At 63.7% G+C, this 23,118-nt stretch carries 20 protein-coding genes and 1 tRNA gene; 19 read left to right on the top strand and 2 right to left on the bottom strand.

Annotated elements, in window-relative coordinates; genetic code table 11:
* Window position 1 precedes the first annotated feature (1 nt).
* The 16 genes from holA (at window position 2) to ACK2VC_RS12645 (ending at window position 17,640) form a co-directional block, all read left to right on the top strand.
* Window positions 2-1,021 carry a DNA polymerase III subunit delta gene (gene holA, locus ACK2VC_RS12720; protein ID WP_486730723.1) on the top strand — a complete coding sequence of 340 codons (1,020 nt, stop codon included), beginning with the start codon at window positions 2-4 and terminating at the stop codon, window positions 1,019-1,021.
* 354 nt (window positions 1,022-1,375) lie between these two features.
* Entirely contained in the window at window positions 1,376-2,641 is a 1,266-nt protein-coding gene (locus ACK2VC_RS12715) for a glutamate-5-semialdehyde dehydrogenase (RefSeq protein WP_486730722.1), read from the top strand.
* A 120-nt stretch (window positions 2,642-2,761) separates the two neighbouring features.
* Window positions 2,762-3,184, top strand: a complete 423-nt coding sequence (locus ACK2VC_RS12710; RefSeq protein WP_486730721.1) for a CopD family protein — start codon at window positions 2,762-2,764, stop codon at window positions 3,182-3,184.
* Window positions 3,185-3,194: 10 nt separating this feature from the next.
* Window positions 3,195-3,797 (top strand): DsbA family protein, encoded by a 603-nt coding sequence (locus ACK2VC_RS12705; RefSeq protein ID WP_486730720.1) that lies wholly within the window; start codon window positions 3,195-3,197, stop codon window positions 3,795-3,797.
* Between the two features lie 89 nt (window positions 3,798-3,886).
* Window positions 3,887-5,134 carry a THUMP domain-containing class I SAM-dependent RNA methyltransferase gene (locus ACK2VC_RS12700; RefSeq protein WP_486730719.1) on the top strand — a complete coding sequence of 416 codons (1,248 nt, stop codon included), beginning with the start codon at window positions 3,887-3,889 and terminating at the stop codon, window positions 5,132-5,134.
* Window positions 5,135-5,225: 91 nt separating this feature from the next.
* Window positions 5,226-6,704 (top strand): NAD-dependent succinate-semialdehyde dehydrogenase, encoded by a 1,479-nt coding sequence (locus tag ACK2VC_RS12695; RefSeq protein ID WP_486730718.1) that lies wholly within the window; start codon window positions 5,226-5,228, stop codon window positions 6,702-6,704.
* A 231-nt stretch (window positions 6,705-6,935) separates the two neighbouring features.
* On the top strand, window positions 6,936-7,685 hold the full coding sequence (gene minC / locus ACK2VC_RS12690; protein ID WP_486730717.1) for a septum site-determining protein MinC: 750 nt from the start codon (window positions 6,936-6,938) through the stop codon (window positions 7,683-7,685).
* Window positions 7,686-7,711: 26 nt separating this feature from the next.
* On the top strand, window positions 7,712-8,527 hold the full coding sequence (gene minD / locus ACK2VC_RS12685; RefSeq protein ID WP_486730716.1) for a septum site-determining protein MinD: 816 nt from the start codon (window positions 7,712-7,714) through the stop codon (window positions 8,525-8,527).
* A 1-nt stretch (window position 8,528) separates the two neighbouring features.
* Window positions 8,529-8,792 (top strand): cell division topological specificity factor MinE, encoded by a 264-nt coding sequence (gene minE, locus ACK2VC_RS12680; RefSeq protein ID WP_486730714.1) that lies wholly within the window; start codon window positions 8,529-8,531, stop codon window positions 8,790-8,792.
* 96 nt (window positions 8,793-8,888) lie between these two features.
* Window positions 8,889-10,172, top strand: a complete 1,284-nt coding sequence (locus ACK2VC_RS12675) for a multidrug effflux MFS transporter (RefSeq protein WP_486730713.1) — start codon at window positions 8,889-8,891, stop codon at window positions 10,170-10,172.
* Between the two features lie 200 nt (window positions 10,173-10,372).
* Window positions 10,373-12,169: a S8 family serine peptidase gene (locus ACK2VC_RS12670; protein ID WP_486730712.1), complete on the top strand. Its 1,797-nt coding sequence runs from the start codon at window positions 10,373-10,375 to the stop codon at window positions 12,167-12,169.
* A gap of 24 nt (window positions 12,170-12,193) precedes the next feature.
* Window positions 12,194-12,670: a hypothetical protein gene (locus ACK2VC_RS12665; protein WP_486730711.1), complete on the top strand. Its 477-nt coding sequence runs from the start codon at window positions 12,194-12,196 to the stop codon at window positions 12,668-12,670.
* Between the two features lie 105 nt (window positions 12,671-12,775).
* Window positions 12,776-14,557, top strand: coding sequence for a S8 family serine peptidase (locus tag ACK2VC_RS12660; RefSeq protein WP_486730710.1), 1,782 nt, complete (start codon window positions 12,776-12,778; stop codon window positions 14,555-14,557).
* 48 nt (window positions 14,558-14,605) lie between these two features.
* On the top strand, window positions 14,606-15,094 hold the full coding sequence (locus ACK2VC_RS12655) for a hypothetical protein (RefSeq protein WP_486730709.1): 489 nt from the start codon (window positions 14,606-14,608) through the stop codon (window positions 15,092-15,094).
* Window positions 15,095-15,323: 229 nt separating this feature from the next.
* On the top strand, window positions 15,324-17,114 hold the full coding sequence (locus ACK2VC_RS12650; RefSeq protein WP_486730708.1) for a S8 family serine peptidase: 1,791 nt from the start codon (window positions 15,324-15,326) through the stop codon (window positions 17,112-17,114).
* A 37-nt stretch (window positions 17,115-17,151) separates the two neighbouring features.
* The gene (locus ACK2VC_RS12645; RefSeq protein ID WP_486730707.1) at window positions 17,152-17,640 is read left to right on the top strand and encodes a hypothetical protein; all 489 of its coding nucleotides are present in this window, start codon (window positions 17,152-17,154) and stop codon (window positions 17,638-17,640) included.
* A 101-nt stretch (window positions 17,641-17,741) separates the two neighbouring features.
* Here the strand turns inward: ACK2VC_RS12645 and ACK2VC_RS12640 are convergent, their stop codons facing one another.
* Window positions 17,742-18,752 (bottom strand): porin, encoded by a 1,011-nt coding sequence (locus ACK2VC_RS12640; protein ID WP_486730706.1) that lies wholly within the window; start codon window positions 18,750-18,752, stop codon window positions 17,742-17,744.
* 627 nt (window positions 18,753-19,379) lie between these two features.
* Here ACK2VC_RS12640 and ACK2VC_RS12635 point away from each other — a divergent pair.
* The 3 genes from ACK2VC_RS12635 (at window position 19,380) to trmB (ending at window position 21,203) form a co-directional block, all read left to right on the top strand.
* Window positions 19,380-20,285, top strand: coding sequence for an alpha/beta fold hydrolase (locus ACK2VC_RS12635; protein ID WP_486730705.1), 906 nt, complete (start codon window positions 19,380-19,382; stop codon window positions 20,283-20,285).
* 62 nt (window positions 20,286-20,347) lie between these two features.
* A tRNA-Gly gene (locus ACK2VC_RS12630) sits at window positions 20,348-20,421 on the top strand.
* 71 nt (window positions 20,422-20,492) lie between these two features.
* Window positions 20,493-21,203, top strand: coding sequence for a tRNA (guanosine(46)-N7)-methyltransferase TrmB (gene trmB, locus ACK2VC_RS12625; protein WP_486730704.1), 711 nt, complete (start codon window positions 20,493-20,495; stop codon window positions 21,201-21,203).
* Between the two features lie 94 nt (window positions 21,204-21,297).
* On the opposite strand, the gene recQ is transcribed toward trmB, so the two are convergent.
* Window positions 21,298-23,118: a DNA helicase RecQ gene (recQ, locus tag ACK2VC_RS12620; RefSeq protein ID WP_486730703.1), complete on the bottom strand. Its 1,821-nt coding sequence runs from the start codon at window positions 23,116-23,118 to the stop codon at window positions 21,298-21,300.

Raw genomic sequence — 23,118 nt, 5'->3', positions numbered from 1 at the left:
AATGCAACTACGGCCCGACGCCCTGCCGTCGCACCTGAGCAAGCCGCTGGCTGCGCTGTATGTGATTTGCAGCGACGAGCATCTGCTGGCGCTGGAGGCGGCCGATGCGATCCGCAAGGCGGCCCGCGCGCAAGGCATTGCCGAACGCGAGGTGCTGCAGGTTGACCGCAGCTTCAAATGGGGTGAACTGCTGGCCGCCAATCAGTCGCAATCGCTGTTCGGCGACAAGAAACTGATCGAACTGCGCATCCCGACCGGCAAGCCGGGCAAGGATGGCGGCCAGGCGCTGCAAAGCTATGCGGCAAGCCTGGGGCCGGACAATGTGACGTTAATCACGCTGCCCAAACTGGACTGGGCCACGCAAAAAGCGGCCTGGGTCGCCAGCCTGCAGCAAGCCAGCGTGTACATCGAAATTCCGCTGGTGGAGCGCGCGCAGTTGCCAGCGTGGATCGGCGCCCGCCTGGCTGTCCAGCAGCAAAGCGCGGAACGGCAGGCGATCGATTTCATCTGCGAGCGGGTCGAAGGCAACCTGCTGGCCGCGCACCAGGAAATCCAGAAACTGGCGCTGCTGTACCCGGCTGGCAAGCTGAGCTTTGCGCAAGTGCAGGACGCGGTGCTGAACGTGGCGCGCTACGATGTCTTCAAGCTGAACGAAGCGATGCTGGCGGGCGACAGCGCGCGCCTGGTGCGCATGCTGGACGGCCTGAAAGGCGAAGGCGAGGCGCTGCCGCTGGTGCTATGGGCGATGAGCGAGGAAATCCGCACCTTGCTGAAGCTGAAAGCGGCCACCGCGCAAGGCCATGCGCTCGGCGCGCTGATCAAGCAATACCGCATCTGGGGCCCGCGCGAGCGCCTGATGGCGCCGGCGCTGCAACGCCTGCAACTGGCCAACCTGCAGGCCGCGCTGCGCGATGCCGCGCAAATCGATAAGATGATCAAGGGCCTGCGGGCGCCGAAATTCGCCGGCGATGCGTGGGATGCGATGTTGCAGTTGGGATTGAAAGTCGCGCGCGGAAGCTGACGCCGCCGCTGTTGACTTTGCCGTTGCTTTTGACGTGCCCCCGCACAAACGGGAAGCCGAAGGCCAGCGTCCTTGCGGTCGCCTTCTTTTGCCTACTTTTCTTGGCGAGACAAGAAAAGTAGGTGGCTGCCGGGCCACCCCCGGCCAGTCACCACGGAGTAGCAACCGAATCAGTAAGCGATGAACGCCGCGGGATTCCCGCCTAAACCCGCGGGAACGACAAGGCATGGAGTATGTGGAAATTTAATAATTTTTACGCCCGAGATAAGCGCCATATCATGGGAGTATATGAAACATCAGCATAGCGCCCGGGCGCTACCATCAGCCATCGCATCAACCGCAACCGAGCACACCATGAACATCGAACAATACATCACCGACCTCGGCCAACGCGCCCGCGCCGCCTCGCGCTCCATGGCCCGCGCCGACACCGCCGCCAAGAATCGCGCGCTGCTTCTGATCGCCGCCGCCATCCGGCGCGATGCCGACGCCTTGCGCCGTGCCAATCAGCAAGACCTGGAAGCCGCGCGCGCCAACGGCCTGGCGCCGGCATTGCTGGACCGCCTGACACTGTCCGAGCAGGCGATCGCCACCATGGCCGAAGGCCTGGAACAGATCGTCGCGCTGCCGGATCCGATCGGCGAAATCTCCAACATGAAATACCGCCCGAGCGGCATCCAGGTCGGCCAGATGCGCGTGCCGCTGGGCGTGATCGGCATCATCTACGAAGCGCGCCCGAACGTCACGGTGGACGCCGCCGGCCTGTGCATCAAGAGCGGCAACGCCACCATCCTGCGCGGCGGCTCGGAGGCGATCCACTGCAACCAGGCGCTGGCCAAGCTGGTCAAGGAAGGGCTGGAGGGCGCCGGCCTGCCCGCCGACGCGGTGCAGATCGTCGAGACCACCGACCGCGCCGCGGTTGGCGCGCTGATCACGATGCCGCAATACGTCGACGTGATCGTGCCGCGCGGCGGCAAGGGCTTGATCGAACGCCTGATGCGAGAATCGACGGTGCCGATGATCAAGCACCTGGACGGCATCTGCCATGTCTACATCGACGACAACGCCGACCTGGCCCGCGCGTTGCCGGTCGCCTTCAACGCCAAGTGCCACCGCTACGGCACCTGCAATACGATGGAAACCCTGCTGGTGGCGCGCGCCATCGCGCCGCAGGTGCTGCCGCAACTGGCGAAGCTGTACGCGGAAAAGGAAGTCGAATTGCGCGCCGACGCCGAAGCGCGGCAGATCCTGGCCGGCTATCCGCACCTGGCCGCCGCCACCGAGGAAGACTGGCAAACCGAATACCTGGCGCCGATCCTGGCAGTGAAGATCGTCGCCGGCATCGAGGAAGCGATCGAGCACATCAATACCTGGTCTTCGCACCACACCGATACCATCGTCACCGAAAACTACTCGCGCGCGCTGCGTTTCCTGCGCGAAGTCGATTCCGCCTCGGTGATGGTGAACGCCTCGACCCGCTTCGCCGACGGCTTCGAATTCGGCCTCGGCGCCGAGATCGGCATCTCCAACGACAAGCTGCACGCGCGCGGTCCGGTCGGACTGGAAGGGCTGACTTCGCTGAAGTACATCGTGCTCGGGCATGGTGAGGTGCGTGAATAAGTTTGCCATGCAACGAAGTGTTGCCTTGCAAGGCAACACGCTTCGCGAAATCCCTGCTCCACCACGGCCAGGTGCGACAATAAATCAAGGCCGCTCAATATCATCACAAAGGAATACCGGATGCTCTGGATCAAATCGCTGCACATCGTCTTCGTCATCTCCTGGTTCGCCGGCTTGTTTTATTTGCCGCGCATCCTGGTCAACCTGGCCGAGGAAGCTGACGCCACGGCGATTGAACGCCTGATCCTGATGGGGCGCCGGCTGTATCGCTTCATGTCGCTGCTGGCGGTGCCGGCGGTGGCGTTCGGGCTGTGGCTCTGGCTGGTCAACGGCATCGGCAAGGGCCCCGGCAATGGCTGGCTGCACGCCAAGCTGCTGCTGGTATTGCTGGTGATCGGCTATCACCACGCCTGCGGTTCGCTGTTGAAAAAATTCGAGCACGGGCGCAATACGCGCAGCGGCAAATGGCTGCGCTGGTTCAATGAGGTGCCGGTGATCCTGCTGCTGGCGATCGTGGTGCTGGTGGTCGTCAAACCCTTCTGAGGAGATAAGCGTGACCAAGAAATGTGAGTATTTTTTCGCACCCCAGTCGACCTGGGCGTATATCGGGCATCAACGTTTCGTCTCCCTGGCTGCAAAATACGACGCGCAGGTTGAACTCAAACCGTGCAACCTGGGTAAGGTGTTCAGCGTTTCCGGCGGCTTGCCGCTGGCGTCGCGACCGCCGCAACGGCAGGCATACCGTCTGGCCGAAATGAAACGCTGGTCGGAGTTCCTGCAACTACCGCTGAACCTGCAACCAAAGTTCTTCCCGGTGCAGCCCGATCTGGCAGCCAAAACCATCATCGCCGCCCAACTGGCGCACGGCACCGATGCCGCGCTGGCCCTGACCGGCGCCATCATGCGCGCGGTATGGGCGGAAGAGAAAAATATTGCCGACGCCGCCACGCTGGAGGCGATCGCGGCCAGCCTCGAGCACGACGGCCGCGCGCTGTTGAAATCCGCCGAAACCGCCAGCGTCGAAGCCGAATACCAGCGCTTCACCGACGAAGCCATCGCCGCCAGTGTGTTCGGCTCGCCCTGGTATGTGGTCGACGGCGAAGGCTTCTGGGGCCAGGACCGGCTCGATTTCGTCGAGCGCGCGCTGGCGAAGTAAGGCCTGCCGCGACGCCGGTTTTTCAATCATGTTTTTCGGTCGCGCGAACGCTCCATCGGCAGCGCGCCCATACGGATAAAGAGTTCCCCATGTCTCACTCCCCCCTGTCACATTCGCATTCCTTTTTCTGCCCCTGCCCGCGCGGCCTGGAAGCGGCGCTGGCCGAAGAACTGGGCGAGATCGCACAGTCCGGCAAGACGTTGAAAGTGCACAACCAGGTGCCGGGCGGCGTCCACTGCTCCGGCACGCTGGCCGACGCCATGCGCATCAACCTGCATTCGCGCATCGCCTCGCGCGTGCTGTTGCGCATGGCGCACGCCGGCTACCGCAACGAAAACGACGTCTACGACCTGGCGCTGGCGCAGCCGTGGGAAGACTGGTTCGGCGTGCAGCACACGATCCGCATCGACGTCACCGCGATCAAGTCGCCGCTGAAAAGCCTGGAATTCACCACGCTGAAGATCAAGGACGCGATCTGCGACCGCTTCCGCGACATCTGCTCGCAACGGCCGTCGGTCGATACCAAGACGCCGGACATGCGCATCGTCGGTTTTCTCGACGCGCATAATTTCACGCTCTACCTCGACACCTCGGGCGAGGCGCTGTTCAAGCGCGGCTGGCGGCTGGAAACCGGCGACGCGCCACTGCGCGAAAACCTGGCGGCCGGCCTGCTGCGGGTGGCCGGCTGGAAGCCAGGAACGGTGTTGCTGGACCCGATGTGCGGCTCCGGCACCATCCTGATCGAGGCCGCGCAGATGCTGGCCGGGATTCCGCCCGGCGCCAAGCGCGAATTCGCATTCGAGAAATTTCTTGGCTTTGATGCCGACCAGTGGCGCGCGATTAAGGCCGAGGTCAAGCCGCAGCCGCTGCCGGCGGCGCCGACCATTTTCGGCAGCGACATTTCCGGCGACATGGTAACCATCACCCGCAACAACCTGAACAAGGCCGGTATCCCGTTCGAAGTACCGCTGAAGCAGATCGAGGCGCAGGAAATCAAGCCGCCGGAGTTGCCGCCCAATGCGCAGCCGGGCCTGATCGTCACCAACCCGCCGTATGGCGAGCGGATCGGCGTGCGCGGCGATGCCGCGCTGCCGACCGACGAACTGATCGCGGCCTTCTTCAGCGCCTTCGGCACCATGCTGAAGCAGCGCTTCGCTGGCTGGCGGGTGTTCCTGTTCTCGGCCGATTTCGGCTTGCCGAAACTGTTGCGCCTGAAGGAATCGCGCAAGACGCCATTCTTCAACGGCGCGCTCGAATGCCGGCTGTTCCGCTTCGACATGGTGGCCGGCTTCAACCGGCGCGAGCAGGCAAAACCGGCCAAGCCGCAGCCAGACTGAGCTGGCGCAGCGGCAGCTCGGCAGACGTTGCAGCATGTCATAGCCGATTGCGCTATTCTTGATTTTTTACCCAACATCGCCGGAGACCTTCATGTTGCAAGCCGTCAAAAACCAACTCAAGCTGAACGAACCAGCGCTGCTGCGCCATCAGTCTTATGTGAACGGCGCCTGGATCGACGGCAGCGCCAGCTTCGAGGTCACCAATCCGGCCGACGGCAGCCGCCTCGGCACCGTGCCGAACCTGGGCGCGGCCGAGGCGCAGACGGCAATCGACGCCGCGCACGCGGCTTTCCCGGTGTGGGCCGCGAAAACCGGCAAGGAACGCGCCGCCATCATGCGCAAATGGTTCGACCTGATGCTGGCCCATGCCGACGACCTGGCGGCGCTCATGACCGCGGAACAGGGCAAGCCGCTGGCCGAGGCCAAGGGCGAAGTGCTGTATGGCGCCAGCTTCATCGAATGGTTCGCGGAAGAGGCCAAGCGCGTCGCCGGCGACGTGCTGGCCTCGACCTGGCGCGACAAACGGATGGTGGTCCTGAAGCAGCCGATCGGCGTCTGTGCCTCGATCACGCCGTGGAATTTCCCGATCGCGATGATCACGCGCAAGGTGGCGCCGGCCATGGCGGCCGGCTGCACCATCGTCATCAAGCCGGCCGAGCAGACGCCGCTGTCGGCGCTGGCGCTGGCCGAACTGGCGCAGCGCGCCGGCATCCCGGCCGGCGTCCTGAACGTCGTCACCGCCGACGCCGAGCATTCGATCGAAGTTGGCCAGGTGCTCTGCAGCAGCCCGATCGTGCGCCATCTGTCGTTCACCGGCTCGACCCCGGTCGGCCGCATCCTGATGCAGCAGTGCGCGCCCACCGTCAAGAAGCTGGGCCTGGAACTGGGCGGCCATGCGCCGTTCATCGTGTTCGAGGATGCCGACCTCGACGCCGCGGTGGAAGGTGCGCTGGCCTCCAAATACCGCAACGCCGGCCAGACCTGCGTCTGCACCAACCGCTTCTATGCGCACGAATCGATCTACGATGCCTTCGTCGCCAAGCTAGCGGCCGGCGCCGCACAGATCAAGGTCGGCAACGGCTTCGAGCCGGGCGTGGCGCAGGGCCCGCTGATCGACGAGCAGGCGGTGGCGAAGGTCGAGCAGCATGTGGCCGACGCACTGGCCAAGGGCGCGAAGATCGAAAGCGGCGGCAAGAAGCACGCGCTGGGCGGCCGTTTCTATGAGCCGACCGTGCTGTCGAACGTCAGCGCCGAGATGCAGATCATGCGCGAGGAAACCTTCGGCCCGGTGGCGGCGGTGATCAAGTTCAAGACCGAAGCGGAAGCGGTGGCGGCCGCCAACGACACCGAGTTCGGGCTGGCCAGCTATTTCTATTCGCGCGACATCGGCCGCGTCTGGCGCGTCGCCGAGCAGCTTGACTATGGCATGGTCGGCATCAACACCGGCATCATTTCCAACGAAGTGGCGCCGTTCGGCGGCGTCAAGCAGTCCGGCCTCGGGCGCGAAGGCTCGAAATACGGCATCGACGAATACCTGGAAATCAAGTATCTGTGCATGGGCGGGGTCTGAATGACAACACCGGCCGCACCGCCGTATGCGACATAAAAAGCCATCACGAAACGGCTTGCGGCCGCCAACTGCGGCACCCGGCACGGTATAATCGCCAGCTTGTGGCCGCAGCGCGCAAAGGCGCGCCGGCCGTGGCTCCACCCCCGAAAATGCAGTATGCCGGCGACGGCTTGCGGCCCGTCCGAGGCGCGCCGGCATACCGCGCGACAGCGTTGCGCCCACTTGGTTGTCATGCCCAAAAAACCGTCCAGCAAGCCGATCGAAATCAAAATCTCCACCGTGGTGGCCGTCTGCGCCATCCTGCACGATGCCGAGCCGGCCAAGCTGGAGGCCGCGCTGCGCCAGATGACCGGCGGCGTCGCCGATTTTTTCGACCATGAATTCACGGTGATCGACGTCGGTGCGCTGGATCGGAACGCGCTTGCCGCGCTCGACTGGCCGGCGCTGATCGGGTTGCTGCGCGCGGTGCGGCTGAATCCGGTGGCGGTGCGCAACGCCACGCCGGAGATGGAAGCGGCGGTCGTCGCGCACGGCCTCTCCCTCGACAGCGAAGTCAAGCCGCGCGCAGCAGAGCCCGCTGCGGCGCCGGCACGCGCAACTCCGCCGCCCGCGGCTGCCCCCGCTGCTGCAGCTCCGGTCGCGGCCATGATCGTCGACACGCCGGTGCGCGCCGGCCAGCGCATTTACGCGCACGGCGACCTGATCGTCACTGCCGCCGTCAACAACGGCGCCGAAATCATCGCCGACGGCAGCATCCACGTCTACGCACCGCTGCGCGGGCGCGCGCTGGCCGGCGCTTCCGGCAATCTCGAAGCACGCATCTTCGCGCTCGACATGGAAGCGGAACTGGTGTCGATCGCCGGCGTCTATCGCACCTTCGAGGACGGGTTCCCGAAGGGGCTGGCGCACAAGGCGGTACAGGTCCGTCTGCAGAATGACACGCTGGAAGTGGCGGCGGTCGAACGCCACGCACGGGCATGAATCTCATTTTTTGAAGGAGCCTTTTTGTGGCAAAAATCATCGTAGTCACCTCCGGCAAGGGCGGCGTCGGCAAGACCACCTCCAGCGCCAGTTTCGCCACCGGCCTGGCAATGCGCGGCCACAAGACCGCGGTCATCGATTTCGATGTCGGCCTGCGCAACCTCGATCTGATCATGGGCTGCGAGCGGCGCGTGGTGTACGACCTGATCAACGTCATCAATCGCGACGCGACGCTGAACCAGGCGCTGATCAAGGACAAGCACTGCGACCAGCTGTTCATCCTGCCGGCCTCGCAGACGCGCGACAAGGATGCGCTGACCGAGGACGGCGTCGAACGCGTGCTGACCGACCTGGCGGCGATGGGCTTCGAATACATCATCTGCGATTCGCCGGCCGGCATCGAGCACGGCGCGCTGATGTCGCTCACCTTCGCCGACGAGGCGATCGTGGTCACCAATCCGGAAGTATCCTCGGTGCGCGACTCCGACCGCATCCTCGGCATCCTGCAGGCCAAGTCGCGCCGCGCGAAGAATGGCGGCGAGCCGGTCAAGGAGCACCTGCTGATCACGCGCTATTCGCCCAAGCGGGTGGAAGCCGGCGAGATGCTGTCGCACACCGATGTGCAGGAAATCCTGCGCATCCCGCTGATCGGCATCATTCCGGAATCGGAATCGGTGCTGCATGCCTCGAACCAGGGCAGCCCGGCGATCCACCTGAAAGGCAGCGACGTTGCCGAAGCCTATGAAGACGTGGTGGGACGCTTCCTCGGCCAGGACCTGCCGCTGCGTTTCGCCACACATGAAAAGCCGGGATTATTCAAGCGCATCTTTGGGGGGAAATGACATGGCCCTGCTCTCGTTTTTATTCAACCGCGAGCCGAAAAGCGCGGCCGCCGCGAAGGAACGTCTGCAAATCATCATCGCGCGCGAACGCGGCAGCCGCGGCGGCAACGACTTCCTGCCGGCGCTGCACCAGGAATTGATCGCCGTCATTTCCAAGTACACCAAGGTCAATGCCGACGACATCAAGATCTCGCTCGACCGCCAGGGCAACCTCGAAGTGCTGGATGTGAACGTGGTGCTGCCGGATACCGAAGTCCGCGCCTGAAACCGGCGGCAACCCCGGCCGCCCACATACTCCCAATAGCAACATCGATTTCCGGGCATGTAACGGTCGGAATTGACCAATACTCCATATCTGACCATGCCCTCTGACAACGATAAGCCGCTCCCGCAGCCAAGCCTGCCGGCGCTATTCATCAGCAGCAACCTGCTGGCGCTGATCCTGGCCGGGCTGGCGATGCTCGGCCCGTTCGCGGTCGACACCTATCTGCCGGCTTTCCCCAACATCCAGGCCACGCTGGGCGCCAGCCCACTCGAAGTGCAGCAGACGCTGACTGCCTACATGCTGTCGTTTGCGGTGATGATCCTGTGGCACGGCGCGCTGTCCGACGCCTTCGGCCGCCGCAACATCATCCTCGGCTCGCTGGCGCTGTTCGCGCTGGCCTCGCTCGGCTGCGCGGCCTCGCACAGCGTCGGCTACCTGTGGGCGTTCCGCATACTGCAGGGAATCTCGGCCGGCGCCGGCGTCGTCATCGGGCGCGCGATCATCCGCGACCTGTATGCCGATGCGGCGGCCTCGCGCCTGCTGTCGCTGGTGACAATGATCTTTTCGATCGCGCCGGCGATCGCACCGATCCTGGGCGGCTGGATCGTCAAGCTGTTCGACTGGCGAACGATCTTCCTGTTCCTGTTCGCCTACACCGTGCTGCTGCTGTGGGTCTGCTACAAGCGGCTGCCGGAGACCCTGGCGCCGGCGCAACGGCAGCCGTTCAATGCGCGCTTTTTGATGCGCAGCTATCACTCGATTTTCCGCTCGCCACTGTTCCATCTGAAGGCCGGCACCGTCGCCTTCAATTTCGCCGGTCTGTTCCTGTACGTGGCGGCGGCGCCGGTGTTCCTGACCCAGCACCTCGGACTGGGGCCGGATCAGTTCGGCTGGCAATTCATCCCGGGGGTGGCCGGCATCTTTCTCGGCGCGCTGAGCGCAAACCGAATGGCCGGCAGGCTGCCGATTGCGAGGCAGGTGCTGATCGGTTTCGTGCTGCTGGTCGGCTCCGGCCTGTTCAACGTCGGCTATCACCTGTTCTTTCCGCCGGCGCTGCCGTGGTCGGTAGCGCCGCTGTTTTTCTATACCTTCGGCATGTCAATCGTGGCGCCGGGCGCGACACTGCTGGTGCTGGACCTGTTCCCGCAGATTCGCGGCATCGTCGCCTCCTGTCAGTCGTTCACGATGACCATGCTGGCGGCGCTGGTGGCGGGCGTGATCGCGCCCTTGCTGTGGCATTCGGCGCTGTGGCTGGCGCTCGGACAACTGGCATTTGCCCTGATCGCGCTGGCGCTGTGGCTGGGGCGCGGCTCATATCACCAGATGCGGCTGCGGCGCCAGCCGAATGCCTGGCAAAACGTCGAAAACACTCCCGGCTAGCATCCGGCCGGAATGCGCCGCTTTGCGCAAACCGAAAAAGCAGACGGCGCGCGCATTCGATGGCATTTACATCCCACCAATATTTGTTGTTCTGCGGCACGTTTTAGTCATATACTTGACATTCCAATATGGTTATATCCGACCATATTTGCCTTATATCAGCATTTCATCCCTTTCCTCTCCTCCGCGCCCGGATTTCGATGAACAAGAATCAATTTCACCGCATATTCTTTCTCTCGATCCTGGTTGCCGCGCTGGCCGGTTGTAGCGGCGGCAACGACACCCCGCCGCCGCTTGCCAAAAGCGACCCGTTCCACGAATTCCAGTGGCATCTGAAGAATGTCGGCCAGCCCGCCTTCGCGGCGGAAGGCGGCATCGCCGGCATCGACCTGAATATGGAAGAGCTGTTCCAGGCCGGCCATCGCGGCAGCGGGGTCAAGGTGCTGGTACTGGATGAAGGCGTCGATATCCGGCATGAAGACCTGGCGGCCAACATCGATCACGACATGTTGCGCAACTTCGACCGCAACGCGCCGGATGAAAACGACCCAACCCCGCTCGGGATCGACGATGCCCACGGGACGTCGGTGGCCGGCATCATCGCCGCGGTCGCCAACAACGGCCTCGGCGGGCGCGGCGTAGCGCCGCAAGCCTCGCTGGGCAGCGTCAATTTCCTCTGTCCGGGCTGCGTAACCATTCCCAACATGGTGGCGGCTTACGGCAACGACAGCTATAGCGGCAACGCCTGGGTCATCAATGCCTCGTACGGGACCACCGCAACTGCGCCGGAGGCCAGGGACGTCGATACCGACCCCGTCTTGCTGGCAATTCGCGGCTTCACCGGCATGCGCGCGGGCAAGGGGATCGTCATGGTCAAGAGTTCTGGCAACGATTTCGACGGCTTCAAGGGTGAAAACCGGGACGAACCGAACAGCTACTGCGGCCCCGCCCGCCAACACAAACTGAGCTGCCTGAATGCGGCGCTCGACCCCGCGAATGCGATGCCGCAAGTGGTCACGGTCGGCGCCGTGAATGCGCGCGGCGTCAAATCCAGCTACTCGACCGCCGGCTCCAGCCTGCTGGTCGCGGGCCTGGGTGGCGAGTATGGAGATGGCCAGCTAACCAATCATCCGGAAGCCGGACCAGCGATCGTCACCACCGATTTGTCCGGCTGCACGCGCGGCTATGCGCGGCAAAACAATCCCCCGTACCGCAACGTGTTCGTCGATCCGTCCAGCTACCTCGCCAAACAACTTAATCCCGACTGCAATTACAACTCGGTCATGAACGGTACCTCGTCGGCGGCGCCGACCGTGACCGGTGTCGTGGCGCTGATGCTGGAAGCCAATCCAAAGCTGACCTGGCGCGACCTGCGCCTGATCCTGGCCAAGACCGCGCGCCAGATCGACGCCAATATCGCGCCGAACACGCTGAAGCTGGCGGGCGGCGACTACATTGCCGAACCAGCCTGGACCACCAACGCCGCCGGTCTGAAATTCCATAACTGGTACGGCTTTGGCCTGGTCGACGCCGCCGCCGCGGTGGCCATGGCCAAATCCACTACCGCCCATCTGACCGGCCCGATTGCCGACAGCGGCTGGCGCGATGCCAGCCCTGATCCGGACGGCCTGGAGCTGGATGTGCCGCTGGCGGATCCAAACGGCGCCAGCAGCTCAATCACGCTGCCTACCGCCGTCAAGCGCACGATCGAAGCGGTACAGGTACGGGTCATGATCCGCGGCAACGGCAGGCTGGGCGATTTGGGGATAGAGCTGATCTCGCCGAAAGGCACGCGCAGTGTGCTGCTCAACGCCCACAACGTGCTGCAGAAATCACAACAGGCCGACACTCTGCTGTTGCTGTCCAACGCCTTCAACGAAGAAGAGGCGGGCGGCAACTGGACGCTGCGCATCGTTGACGTCAACGGCCGTGAAGCCACCGACCCCGCGCAACAGGCAACCCTGGTCAACTGGTCGCTGCGTGTATATGGCCGCTGATTCCTCTCTTTGAAAGATGGTCCGATGAAACGCTCATTACTTGCTTTTGCCGCCATGCTGACGTGCAGCTGCGCCTTCGCCCAAAGCGCCATCCAGGGACAGCCGGCGCCGGCAACGGTGCTGGATCAGATCAAGCACGCACCGCTCACCAGAATCGGCAGCCAAAGCGTGCGCGCCATCCCGGCCGCGCCGATCGGCGGCAAGCAGGCCGGCGCCGGCGATGTTGGCCAGACGCTGGTGGTACGCGAGCCCGACAATCTGGTCGGCATCAGTGCCAACGAGCTGGTCATCGTCAGCCCCGCGCTGGATGCGATCGCCGCCAAGGTGGCCAGCCTGCAGTTGCCGGGCGCGCGCACCCATGCCTACCCGAAGCTGCAACTGCTGATCGTCAAAACCCCACGCTTCGAGCAACTGGAAACGGTGCGCGGCGAGGTCGCGGCCGCCTTCCCCGCGGCCCGCTTCGACCTGCCAGTGACTTACTTTCCACAGCAGGCCCGCTAAGGCGCCGCGACAGTAGACGCCGCACGAAGCGCCACCGGCACCGATCAGCGGCCGGTTTCTGCGGTGTTACGAATCGTTTTCTTACGTTAATGGAGATGAGCGCCGATGAATAGCAAGAGATTTCACGCCCACCGGGCGCTGCTGGCGGCTGCCGCGCTGGCGTTGGCCGGCTGCGGCGGCGGCAAGGACAACTCGCCGCCACCGGCTGCCAAGGGCGATCCGCTGTATGAATTTCAATGGCACCTGAAAAACACCGGGCAAACCAGCTTTTCCTCGGCGGCCGGGATTGCCGGCTTCGATCTGAACGTGGAATCGCTGTTCAACGCCGGCAGCCACGGTAGCGGCGTCAGGGTGCTGGTACTGGACGACGGCATCGACATCCGCCATGAGGATCTGGCGGCCAATGTCGACCAGTCGATGTTGCAGAACTTCGATCCGAACGCGAAGGACGTCAACGATCCGACACCACTCGGCGCCCACGATTCGCACGGCGTCGCGGTGGCCGGCATCATCGGCGCGGTGGCCGACAATGGCCTCGGCGGTCGCGGCGTCGCCCCCAAGGTTGCGCTCGGCAGCATCAACTATCTGTGCTCGGAATGCATGTCGACCGAGAAAACCATCCTGGCCTATGGCGGCGCCCCGTACAGTGCCGACGCCTGGGTCATCAATGCCTCGTATGGGACAAACCCCACGGCGCCGATCCCGGTCAACATCGATACCGATGCCAAAATGCGGGCGATTCGTGGCTTCGCCAACATGCGCGACGGGAAGGGCATCGTCATGGTGAAAAGTGCCGGCAACGAATTTCTCAGAATCGGCCCCGAAGAGGGCGGGATCGAAGAAGATCAGTGCGGCCCGGCACGCCAGCATGGGCTGAGCTGCGAGATCCCCGCTTTCGATGAAGAATCCGTGATGCCGCAAGTGGTCACAGTCGCCGCCGTCAATGCGCGCGGCGTCAAGTCCAGCTACTCCAGCGCCGGCGCCAGTATCCTGGTGGCGGGTCTGGGCGGCGAGAGCGGCAAGACCATGCCGAAGAATCCGGCAGATGCTGGACCCGCGATCATCACCACCGATCTCCCAGGCTGCGACCGCGGCGAGTCGCGCCGCAATCCGGCCGACCCCTATGAGAACGATTTCGAAAACCCCGACTCCGAAACCGGCAAGAAATTCAATCCGGACTGCCACTACACGTCGCTGATGGGCGGAACATCATCGGCCGCACCGACCGTCACCGGCGTCGTCGCGCTGATGCTGGAGGCCAATCCAAAGCTGACCTGGCGCGACCTGCGCCTGATTCTGGCCAAGACCTCACGCAAGATCGATGAGAACCATCAACCGATCCGGCTGGCGCTGACCGGCGGCACCTATGTTGCCGAGCCCGGCTGGACCAGGAACGCAGCCGGCCTGTGGTTCCACAACTGGTACGGCTACGGACTGGTGGATGCGGCAGCCGCGGTGGCCATGGCCAAGACCTATGCCAATTACCTGCCCGGCGGCCAACTGATCGATAGCGACTGGATTGACTTCAACAGCGGTGGCGCGGTTCCGGTGGGAAATCCTGCCGGGGTCACGAACAGCATCGTTTTTGCCGACAAGCGCACCATCGAAGCGGTGCAAATCCGCGTGACGATCGACGGCGATGGGCGCCTGGGCGATCTCGGCATCGAGCTGGTGTCGCCAAGCGGCACCAGCAGCGTGCTGATGACCCCGCACAACGTGTTCCAGACCAGCGAGACAGTCGTCGATCTGCCGCTGATGTCGAATGCCTTCAACGAAGAACCGGCCGAGGGTACATGGACCCTGCGCGTGGTGGACGTCAATGGCCGGCAGGACGCAGGCGCGCAGGCGATACTGCGCACATGGTCGCTGCGCATCCTTGGCCGCTGACGGCGCCCCGGCTGCCGTTACCTGCCCCATCAACCTCGAGAGAATCCGATGAAACAGGCACTCTATGCAATCGCGCTACTAACGGCCGCCAGCGGCGCGTCGGCGCAAACCCTGCAGCAAGGCCGGCCGGCGCCGCCGGCAGTGGTCGAGCAGATCAAGGATGCGCCGGCAACCCGCATCGGCTCGCAAACCGTGCGCGCCCTGCCGCCCGCGGCGCTCGCCGGCAAGCACGCGAATGGTGCGCTACCAGCCACCGGGGGAGGCCGTACGCTGGTAGTGCGCGAGCCCGACAACCTGGTCGGCGTCAGCGCCAACGAACTGGTCATCGTCAGTCCCGACCTGGATGCAATCGCCGCCAAGGTCGCCAGCCTGCAGTTGCCGGGCGCGCAAACCAACGCCTACCCGAAGCTGCAACTGCTGGTCGTCAAAACCGCGCGCTTTGAACAACTGGAGACGGTCCGCGGCCAGATCGCCGCCGCCTTCCCCGACGCCCGATTCGATCTGCCGGTTACCTATTTTCCGCACAAGCCGCGCTGATGTCTGACCGGAGCCGACCGCCACTCATACCCCTGCTGTAAGGTTCGATGGCCACCATTGCAGGATACAGACCGACCGATCCGTTCGTGGTGCGATCCCTGGCGGCGCCACACCCTACCATATGGCTCATTCGGGCTATATGAGCGGCGCCGCTGATCGCACACACTCATCCAGCCCGGATACTGTGCGCCAGTCGGCACCCTTCCATCATCTGCAACGAGGGATATCCATGACCAAAACTCCTCGCACCGTCCTTCCATCCTGGCTCATCGCAAGCGCGTTGCTCGTGAGCGGCTGCGGCGGCGGAAGCGATCCAGCGCCGCCGCCGGTAGTCAAGACCGATCCGCTGTATCAGCATCAGTGGCACCTGAAAAACACTGGGCAAGCCAGCTTTGCGTCGGAAGGCGGCATCGCCGGAATTGACCTAAACATCGAGAGCCTGTTCCAGGCTGGCGTAACCGGCAGCGGCGTCAAGGTGCTGGTGCTGGACGACGGCATCGACATCCGGCACGAAGATCTGGCTGCCAACGTCGACCATTCGATGTTGCGCAACTTCGACCCGGGAGCGAAAGACGTCAATGATCCGATGCCGCTCGGAATCGGCGATGCACATGGCATCGCGGTGGCTGGCATCATCGGCGCGGCCGCCAACAACGGCGTCGGCGGCCGCGGCATAGCGCCCTCAACGTCGCTCGGCAGCATCAACTTCCTATGCGACGACTGCAAATCCTTGCCGAATCTGCTGGCCGCCTATGGCGGCGCGCCCTATAGCCAGGGAGCCTGGGTCATCAATGCCTCGTACGGCAGCGAGCCGGCCGCGCCGGAAGAAATCGACATTGACACCCACCCTGGAGCTCGTGCGATCCGGGGATTTGCCGACATGCGCGACGGCAAGGGCACCGTCATGATCAAGAGCGCCGGCAATGAATTCAGTAATTTCCAATTGGAAGACGGTGAATGGTCTGACCAATGCGACGCCGCCCAATGGCACGGCCTAAGCTGCCAAAACGCGGCCTTCGACCCCGAATCGACAATGCCGCAAGTGGTGACGGTCGGTGCGGTCAACGCGCGCGGAGTCAAGTCCAGCTACTCCACCGCCGGCTCCAACCTACTGCTGGCCGGCCTGGGCGGGGAATATGGCATGGCAAACCCGGGCACGCCAGACTCGGCCGGTCCGGCGCTGGTGACCACCGACCTGGCCGGCTGCGAACACGGCTACGCCCGTAACGGCAATACGCCGTACAAGAATGCGTTTGAAAATCCGGCCAGCCAACTGGCCCGCGAATTCAATCCGCGCTGTGACTACACCTCGGCCATGAACGGCACCTCGGCCGCGGCCCCGACCGTGACCGGCGTGGTGGCATTGATGCTGGGCGCGAATCCGAACCTGACCTGGCGCGACTTGCGCCTGATCCTGGCAAAAACTGCACGCAAGATCGACGGCGGCCGTCCAGCCAAGGTGGTATCCCTAACGCATGGCGACTACGTCGCCGCAGATGCATGGGTCATCAACCAGGCCGGACTGTCGTTTCACAACTGGTACGGCTATGGGCTGGTGGATGCGGCGGCCGCGGTGGCAATGGCAAAAACCTACGGCAATTACCTGAGCGGCCCGATCGGCGATAGCGGCTGGCTGCCGGCGAGCATGGATCCGGACGGCTTGGATTTGTCAATACCCTTGGAGAATCCGGATGCCCCTGCCAGCCATATCGATTACGCCGCGGCGCATACGGTCGAGGCGGTGCAAGTGATGGTGTCGATCGATGGCACTGCGATCCTGGGCGATCTGGGCATCGAACTGATTTCGCCGCAAGGTACGCGCAGCGTGCTGATGAACGCGCATAACGCATTTCAGAAATCGAGGACCGCGAATAACCTGCTGCTGATGTCGAATGCTTTCAACGAAGAAAAGGCGAACGGCAAGTGGGCGCTGCGTGTGGTCGACGCGAATGGGCGCCGCTCGCTTGGCGGCGACGAGGCGATTCTGGCCAACTGGGCATTGCGCATATACGGCCGGTGAGCCCGCGCTTGGACCACTCGATATGAAAGGACAGGAGATGAAAACATCGGTGTTTGGGATGGCCCTGACGCTGGCCTGCGGTATCGCCATGGCGCAAACCGGCGAGGCGGGTCGGCCGGCGCCGCCGGCAGTAATCGAGCAGATCAAGGATGCGCCGCTTACCCGAATCGGCTCGCAAAGGGTGCGCGCCCTGCCGCCAGCGACGCTCGCCGGCAAGCATGCGAATGGCGCAATGGCGGCAGCCGCCGAAGGCCGCACGCTAGTGGTGCGCGAGAGCGACAATCTAGTCGGCGTCAGCAATAACGAACTGGTGGTCATCGAAGCCAACCTGGATGCAGTCGCAGCGAAAGTTGCCGGCCTGCAGTTGTCGGGCGCGCAAACCCACGCTTACCCGAAGCTGCAACTGCTAGTCGTCACGACCGCGCGCTTTGAACAACTGGAGACGGTCCGCAACCAGGTCGCCGGCGCTTTCCCCAACGCCCGCTTCGACCTGCCGGTCACTTATTTCTCCCGCAAGCGGCGCTAGTGCGGCATTGCACGTTAGGGCCGACCGCACAAAAAAACCGGCCGCAAAAAGCGCGACCGGTCTTGTATGTCAAGCCTCAAACCGGAGACCTGGCTCGCGCTTTAAAACCTGTGGCGAATGCCTGCGTTGAAGGTCGAAGCGCTGGCGCCGGCGGTCTTGGTGCCGATCGTGCCCTGGGCATCATTGCTGATTTTCGCGTAGGACGTGTAGAGGTTGGTGCGCTTGGACAGGCTGTAGGTATAACCGAGCGCCCATTGCTTGGCGTCGGATTGGGCAGCCAGCTTGTCCTTGTGCTGGATGTACGAAGCAAGGATGGTGCTGGCGCCGAATGGCGCGCTGACACCCACCATCCAGTCGCGGCTGTCGACATTGTCGACAACACCGCTGTCGCCCTTGTTCCAGGCAAAGCCGCCGTGTAGTTTGGCTACGCCAAAGTTGTAGGTGCCACCCAGCAGCGTGCTCTTGGCGCTGCCTTTATTCGTAATGGCATCGGTCGACTTGTCCTGATTGTGGTAGGCCAGGGTGATATAGACCGGGCCGTTGGCATAATTCGCGGCCAAACCCAACTGGCGGCTGGCCGAAGTGCTGCCTGCCACTTCACCGAAACCGTAGGCAAGCTGGCCGGAAAAACCCGACAGCTTCGGCGTCGCGTAATTGATCGTGTTGTTGGCGCGCTCGCCGTACACGTTGAAGATGTTCTTGAGATTGCCGGCCAGACCGAGACCGAATGGATCGATCGCTTCGGCGGACACACGAATCGGGTTGTATTGACGGCCCAGCTTGACGCTACCGAAACCACCATTGAGGCCGACGAAGGCTTGGCGGCCAAACAGGGCGCCCTGGCCCTGGGTGCCGTCATCGAGGTTGAAACCGTTTTCCAGCGTGAAGATGGCTGACAGGCCGTTGCCCAGATCTTCGCTGCCCTTGAAGCCGAGGCGGCTACCGGACTGCTGGCCGCTGCCCAGCGCCCATGTCTTGGAATTGGTCGCAGCGCCGTTGTCGGAATAGCCGATGCCGGCGTCGACCACGCCGTAGATGCTGACGCTGGTTTGCGCGGAAGCGGCGCCGGCGATGGCGCCCAGAACTGAAAGTGCAAGAAGCGATTTTTTCATTTACATATTTTCCTGAAGTGATAGGCCAGGAATGATCGGCGTTCGGGAAGTTCGCTGATTTGCGTCGGCTCCCGCGCCGCCGGCATCCAACCGGCCCGTTGTGTTTACTTTCCAGCGTGAAGTAAATCGAAACCGAGTCTAGGGCCGGCATGTGACAACTTCATGAAATCGGGCGCGCTGTCGCGCCGGTGCCACAGAGTACTGAACATGCGGAGCCCCGGGTTGGCATGGCCGATCGCATATAAAAAAGCCCGCTCACCTTGCGGCCAGCGGGCAAAACTCCAACTCTTGGGAAAAAGGAGATGCGTCGAATAGTGCCGGGTCAAAGCTACCGCATGATGACTTCGCCAATTCCCGATCGTCATCGCATCAGAAAATTCGAGACAAATTCCCTGACCACACCCAGCCTGACATTCATCAGGAAGCAGAGTTGCGCCAGGTCCGGGAAAGCGTTTCCGCGCAACGTCGATATGCACCCCGAGCAACCGACCGGTTGCCCGTGTACGCCAGCCACGCGCCTGCCAACGTGAATAGACTGGACAACCAGCGCTCATGGCGACCAGAATGCGTTTCCCCCTCCTCACGCTGCCAAAAATGAGAATATCCCGACGCTGGCCCCGATTTCTCTTGATCGCCGCGCTGTTGGCCGTTGCCGGTTTCACCACATGGAGCTGGGCACCCGATATCCCGGTCGCCGACCTGAAGGCCCGCTGGGCGCAGCCGCCTTCGCAATTCATCGCGCTGGACGGCATGCAGGTGCACGTGCGCGACGAAGGCCCGCGCGACGACCCGCTGCCGCTGGTGCTGATCCATGGCACTTCGTCCAGCCTGCATACCTGGGATGGCTGGACCGCGGCCTTGCGCGGCAGCCGGCGCGTGATCCGCTTCGATCTGCCGGGCTTCGGTCTGACCGGGCCGAACGCCAGCAACGATTATTCGATGGCCGCCTATGTCCGTTTTGTCGCCGCCCTGCTCGACCAGCTTGGCGTTGCGCGCTACGTGATCGGCGGCAATTCCCTGGGCGGCGAAGTGGCCTGGGCGACCGCGCACGCGTACCCGCAGCGCGTGGCAAAGCTGATTCTGGTGGATGCGGCCGGATACCGATTCGAATCGGCTTCGGTGCCGATCGGCTTTCGCATCGCGCGCACGCCCGGTTTGCGCCGCGTGATGACCTATCTGCTGCCACCGGGCATGATCGAAAAGTCGCTGCGCAATGTCTACGGCGATCCGTCGCGCGTGACTCCCGAGTTGATCGATCTGTACACGGACATGGCGCGCCGCGCCGGCAACCGCGAGGCGCTCGGCATACGCATGACGCAGGCCCAGACCGGGCGCGAGCAGGATATCCGCGACCTCAAGCTGCCGACGCTGATCCTGTGGGGCGGCCAGGACCGCTTGATCCCGCCGGCCTATGCGGAACGCTTCCACGCCGACATTGCCGGCTCGAAGCTGGTGATGTTCGAGAATCTGGGCCATGTGCCGCAGGAGGAAGATCCGGCATCGACCGTGGCGGCGCTGCAAGCGTTCCTGTAGCGTTCGCCGGATCGCGCGCCGGTTTTGCCAGCCACCCCGAACGCGCGTAAAATGCGGGCAGCGCGGGTGTAGCTCAATGGTAGAGCAGAAGCTTCCCAAGCTTACGACGAGGGTTCGATTCCCTTCACCCGCTCCAGTTCAGATCAAGGCACCCGCAGTCCGGTGCCTTTTTTCATCGTTTCGCCCCCGTCCAACCGTCTCCTGCGCATGTCTGAAAACAAATCCGGAAAGCCGCTGTTCTACGATCCGACCGAGCACCGCATTCGCAGCTTCGTCACCCGCGCCGGGCGCCTGTCGACGGCGCAGGCGCGGGCGCTGGAGGAACTGGGGCCGCGCTTCTGCATCCCCTACACCAAGAATCTCCTCGATCTGGAGCAGGCGTTCGGCCGGCAAGCGCCGACGATTCTGGAAATCGGCTTCGGCATGGGCGAGACCAGCGCGAAAATTGCGGCCGGCATGCCGGAAAAAAATTTCCTCGGCGTCGAAGTCCACACACCGGGAGTCGGCAGCCTGCTGAAGCTGATCGGCGAACAGGGCCTCTCCAACCTGCGGCTGATCCAGCACGATGCGGTCGAGGTGCTGACGCACATGATCGCGCCGGCCTCGCTGGCCGGCGTGCACGTATTTTTCCCCGATCCGTGGCACAAGGCGCGCCACAACAAGCGGCGCCTGATCCAGCCGCCGCTGGTGGCCCTGCTGGCCTCGCGCTTGACAGCGGGTGGCTACCTGCATTGCGCCACCGATTGGGAAGATTATGCGCAGCAGATGCTGGAAGTATTGAGCGCCGAGCCCGCACTGCAAAACAGCGCCGACGGCTACGCGCCGCGCCCCGATTACCGGCCGGTGACCAAGTTCGAGAACCGCGGCCTGCGGCTCGGGCATGGGGTGTGGGATCTGGTATTCCGCAAGCGCGGCTGATCCGCGTTTCCCCTATACTCCAACATCCAAGGCCTTTTTCCGCCTGCTGTTAAAGCGGAATTTATACATACTCCGCCGATCTACCGGATACAATTCAGGCCATGTCCGCGATCAACGCGATAATATCGGCGCCATAACTCTCCAGCTTCTTTTCGCCGACGCCGCTCACGCCGCGCAGCTCATGCAAGCTGGATGGCTGGAGCTTGGCGATCTCGCGTAGCGTCGCATCGTTGAAAATCACGTAAGCCGGAACGTTGTGCTTGCGCGCGGTCTCGACGCGCCACCAGCGCAGCTTGTCGAAGATGGCCTGTTCCGGCGCCGACAGGCCGGCTTCGACATAGCCTTTCGCCTTGCCGGCCTCGCGCCGCGTCTTCGCCGGTTTCTGGTATTGCCGCAACTGGATGTTCTGCGCGCCGCGCAGCACCGGTTTGGCGGCGTCGGTCAGCTTCAGTGCGCTGTAGGCTTCATGGTCGACCGTCACCAACCCGAGCGCGATCGACTGCCGCAGGATCGCGCGCCATTCGGCCTCGCTGGTGGCGGCGCCGATGCCGAAGGTGGAGAGCTGATCGTGCCGCCATTGCTTGACCTTGTCGGATTCGACGCCGCGCAGCACGTCGATCACGTGCACTGCGCCGAAGCGCTGCTCGACCCGGTACACCGCCGACAGCAGCTTTTGCACCGCCACCGTGGCGTCGAACGAGACCGGCGGCGACAGGCAGGTATCGCAGTTGCCGCACGGCGTCGCCCCTTGGCCGAAATATTCCAGCAGCCGCATGCGCCGGCAAGAGAGCGTTTCGCACAGGCCGAGCATGGCGTCCAGCTTGACTCCCTGCACCCGCTTGAACGTCTCGTCCGCGTCCGATTCGTCGATCATGCGCCGTTGCTGCACCACGTCCTGCAAGCCGTAGGCCATCCAGGCATTGGCCGGCAGGCCGTCGCGCCCGGCGCGGCCGGTTTCCTGGTAATAGCCTTCGATGCTTTTCGGCAGATCGAGGTGGGCGACGAAGCGCACGTCGGGCTTGTCGATGCCCATGCCGAAGGCAATGGTGGCAACCATCACGATCCCGTCCTCGCGCAGGAAACGCGCCTGGTTGGCACTGCGCGCGGCGTGCTCCATGCCGGCGTGATACGGTAGCGCCGCGATGCCGTTTTCGCACAGGAATTCGGCGGTTTCCTCGACCTTCTTGCGCGACAGGCAATACACGATGCCGGCATCGCCCGCATGCTGCCCCTCGATGAAATCCAGCAACTGCTTGCGGCCGTTGCCCTTTTCGACGATCTGGTAGCGGATGTTGGGGCGATCGAACGAAGAGACGAACTGCGGCGCCTCGTCGAGTTGCAGGCGCTGCGCGATTTCAGCGCGGGTCTGGCGGTCGGCGGTGGCAGTCAGCGCGATGCGCGGCACCGCCGGGAACTGCTCGTGCAGCACTGATAGCTTGATGTATTCGGGGCGGAAATCGTGGCCCCATTGCGACACGCAATGCGCCTCGTCGATCGCGAACAGCGCGATCTTCGATGCCTGCAGCAGGTCGAGGCAGCGCGGGGTCAGCAAGCGTTCCGGCGCGACGTACAGCAGATCGAGTTCGCCGCGGCGCGCCATGCGCTCGATGCGCGCCGCCTCTTCATAGCTCTGGGTCGAATTCAGGAAGGCAGCGCGCACGCCAACTTCAGCCAGCGCATCGACCTGGTCCTGCATCAGCGCGATCAGCGGCGACACCACGACGCCGACGCCGTCGCGCAACAAGGCCGGGATCTGGTAGCACAGCGACTTGCCGCCGCCGGTCGGCATCAGCACCAACGCATCGCCACCGCCGGCAACGTGCTCGACGATTTCCGCTTGCTGGCCGCGAAACGACGGATAGCCGAATACCGTTTGCAGCAGATGCAGCGCGCGCGCGCCGCTGGATTCGCTCAT

This window comes from Herbaspirillum sp. WTB6, from assembly GCF_057457785.1.
This window is presented reverse-complemented; position numbering and strand designations above follow the sequence as displayed.

Excerpts from the sequence above, each read along its gene's own strand:
- holA (WP_486730723.1), top strand. The coding sequence starts at position 2 with ATGCAACTACGGCCCGACGCCCTGCCGTCGCACCTGAGCAAGCCGCTG.
- ACK2VC_RS12715 (WP_486730722.1), top strand. The coding sequence starts at position 1,376 with ATGAACATCGAACAATACATCACCGACCTCGGCCAACGCGCCCGCGCC.
- ACK2VC_RS12710 (WP_486730721.1), top strand. The coding sequence starts at position 2,762 with ATGCTCTGGATCAAATCGCTGCACATCGTCTTCGTCATCTCCTGGTTC.
- ACK2VC_RS12700 (WP_486730719.1), top strand. The coding sequence starts at position 3,887 with ATGTCTCACTCCCCCCTGTCACATTCGCATTCCTTTTTCTGCCCCTGC.
- ACK2VC_RS12695 (WP_486730718.1), top strand. The coding sequence starts at position 5,226 with ATGTTGCAAGCCGTCAAAAACCAACTCAAGCTGAACGAACCAGCGCTG.
- minC (WP_486730717.1), top strand. The coding sequence starts at position 6,936 with ATGCCCAAAAAACCGTCCAGCAAGCCGATCGAAATCAAAATCTCCACC.
- minE (WP_486730714.1), top strand. The coding sequence starts at position 8,529 with ATGGCCCTGCTCTCGTTTTTATTCAACCGCGAGCCGAAAAGCGCGGCC.
- ACK2VC_RS12675 (WP_486730713.1), top strand. The coding sequence starts at position 8,889 with ATGCCCTCTGACAACGATAAGCCGCTCCCGCAGCCAAGCCTGCCGGCG.
- ACK2VC_RS12670 (WP_486730712.1), top strand. The coding sequence starts at position 10,373 with ATGAACAAGAATCAATTTCACCGCATATTCTTTCTCTCGATCCTGGTT.
- ACK2VC_RS12665 (WP_486730711.1), top strand. The coding sequence starts at position 12,194 with ATGAAACGCTCATTACTTGCTTTTGCCGCCATGCTGACGTGCAGCTGC.
- ACK2VC_RS12660 (WP_486730710.1), top strand. The coding sequence starts at position 12,776 with ATGAATAGCAAGAGATTTCACGCCCACCGGGCGCTGCTGGCGGCTGCC.
- ACK2VC_RS12655 (WP_486730709.1), top strand. The coding sequence starts at position 14,606 with ATGAAACAGGCACTCTATGCAATCGCGCTACTAACGGCCGCCAGCGGC.
- ACK2VC_RS12650 (WP_486730708.1), top strand. The coding sequence starts at position 15,324 with ATGACCAAAACTCCTCGCACCGTCCTTCCATCCTGGCTCATCGCAAGC.
- ACK2VC_RS12645 (WP_486730707.1), top strand. The coding sequence starts at position 17,152 with ATGAAAACATCGGTGTTTGGGATGGCCCTGACGCTGGCCTGCGGTATC.
- ACK2VC_RS12640 (WP_486730706.1), bottom strand. The coding sequence starts at position 18,752 with ATGAAAAAATCGCTTCTTGCACTTTCAGTTCTGGGCGCCATCGCCGGC.
- trmB (WP_486730704.1), top strand. The coding sequence starts at position 20,493 with ATGTCTGAAAACAAATCCGGAAAGCCGCTGTTCTACGATCCGACCGAG.
- recQ (WP_486730703.1), bottom strand. The coding sequence starts at position 23,118 with ATGAGCGAATCCAGCGGCGCGCGCGCGCTGCATCTGCTGCAAACGGTA.